General features: G+C 66.9%; 1 protein-coding gene. It reads right to left on the reverse strand.

The window, feature by feature from the left end; translation table 11 throughout:
• Positions 1-234: 234 nt before the first annotated feature.
• The gene (locus E8A49_RS14930; RefSeq protein ID WP_293382846.1) at positions 235-1,704 is read right to left on the reverse strand and encodes a tyrosine-type recombinase/integrase; all 1,470 of its coding nucleotides are present in this window, start codon (positions 1,702-1,704) and stop codon (positions 235-237) included.
• Between the last annotated feature and the right edge of the window lie 337 nt (positions 1,705-2,041).

Here is a 2,041-nt window from a genome sequence, read left to right on the forward strand (position 1 = left end):
AGGAACTTGGTGCGCGCCGCCCGGTAGTCGGGACTGAAGCTCTCGGCGGAATTCATTTGCAGCGCCCCATCCAGCGGCCCTCGCGAGGTCGATCCGTTTGAAGAGCCGTTGTCGCAGCCAATCTATGTTGGGCTCGACCGAAGTCCACAGATCAGTTCGATGCGTCTGCCAGAACGGTCATCGCGACGCTGTCCGGGAGTGCACGGCAGCACCCCGCCCATTTCTGATCTCAACTCACGCCGCCTGCGTGGCCTGCGCCCGCCAGGCGTCGAGATCGCCGAGCGCATAGACCACCGAACGCCCGATCTTCCGATACCGTGGACCCGTACCCATCCAACGGTAGGTCTGCAGCGTCGGGATCGTGAGCCCAAGGATGGCGGACGCCGCCTTGGTGTCCACCCAGCGGGTCTCGATCACCGCGCCCAACACGCCCTTCATGCCCGGCGGCGCGGCGACGACCTCCGCGCGGCCCGCCGCGGTCGCCGTCGGCCGCTGCAGGCCCATAAGGCGGGCCGCCTCCGCCGAAATCCGGTCGGCGGCGTCCTTCTGCGGATGATCGGAGAGGTGGGCGTAGCGCTGGGTGGTCTTGGCGCTCTGGTGTCCGAGAAGGGCGCCGATCACCAGCAGGCTGTCGCCCCCGTTGGCGCCCAGGCTCGCGAAGGCGTGGCGCAGGTCATGCAACCGAACATCCGATAGCCCCGCCGTGTCGCGGACCCGTTCCCAGGCGGCTTGCAGGTCCACCAGATGGCCGGCGCCGCCCCGGCCTGGCAATAGATAGGGGTTTCCCGGGATCTCGGGGATCGCCAGGATCGCCTCGAGCGCCGCGGCGCCGATGTGGACGATCTTCGCCCCGGTCTTGCTGTCGGGGAGCCGCAGGCAACTGTTGTGCGCGTCGACCCAGGCCCGCTCACAGGTCAGGATTTCGTTCTTGCGGCAGCCGGTGAGCATCAGGAGCCGGATCGCGGTGATTGCGTAAATGCTCTCAACGCCCAGCGCCTCGGCGGCGGCCAGCGCTTCGCCCAGTCGCGCGAGTTCGGCCGGCGACAGGAAGCGTTCCATCTTCTTCTCGGGGAACTTCCGCACGCCGACGCAAGGATTGTCGGGACGGAGCTTCTTGCGGATCGCGAAGGTCATGGCGGCCGCCAAGACGCCGACCGCGGAGTTGGCGGCGCCCTTGCCGCCGGTCACCCGCGACACGCCCCGCGGGCGGGTCTTCGTCCGCTTGGCCGACTTTCCAGCGGCGACATCCAGGAGGAATTGGTCGACGTCCTCGGCGGCGAGGTCCGCGGCCAGCTTTCCCCCCAGGAGGGGCTTGATGTGGTTGTCGATGTCGGCCTGGGCGGCGACCACGGACGAGGGCTTGCGCGTGGCCAGCCGCACCTTGACGTAGAGGTCACAGAGCTCAGCCACCGTCATCGCCCCCCGCGCGGCGCGGCGTTCTGCCGATGGATCCAGGCCTTGGGCGACGTTGGCCAGCTTCACCACCGCCATCTTGCGAGCCGCTTCCGGGGTCAGCACCCCATGGCGGCCCAGGGCATGGCGGCGGGTGGCCCCATCAAGCGTGCGGAATTGCACCAGGTAGGTCTTCACGCCCGTGACGCCGACCCGAACGCCGAAGCCTTTCAAGTCATCGTCCCAGAGGAAGGAATCGCCGCGGGTTGGCGCCGCCAGGGCATTGACGGATTTCAGGCTCAGACGGGGCACGCAGAACGCTCGTTAAGGCTGTCGAAAAACTACACCGCCCCCGCTTCCGCGGAAGCACGGCGGAAGCAATTCAAGCGTGGAAGCAGGGAAACTGCGGCGAAGGACAGCGTGCCGCCGTCGGCGACAAACGTCAATTACAACAACGCATTATCGCAGAATTTGCGGCGTTCGGCGGCCTTCGACGGACCTAGAAAACGGGTTGGTAAGGCTGAGGTCGGCAGTTCAATCCTGCATCGCCGCAGAGGTTGCGCGCATGGCTCACCGACTTGGTGATCATCTCCAGGATGTCCTCCTGCGAGGCGTGCAGAATGTGATCGCGGTGGCTGGGGCTGGTGGA

Origin of the sequence: Phenylobacterium sp. (genome assembly GCF_004799515.1) — a bacterium.
In the GTDB taxonomy this organism is placed as follows: domain Bacteria; phylum Pseudomonadota; class Alphaproteobacteria; order Caulobacterales; family Caulobacteraceae; genus Phenylobacterium.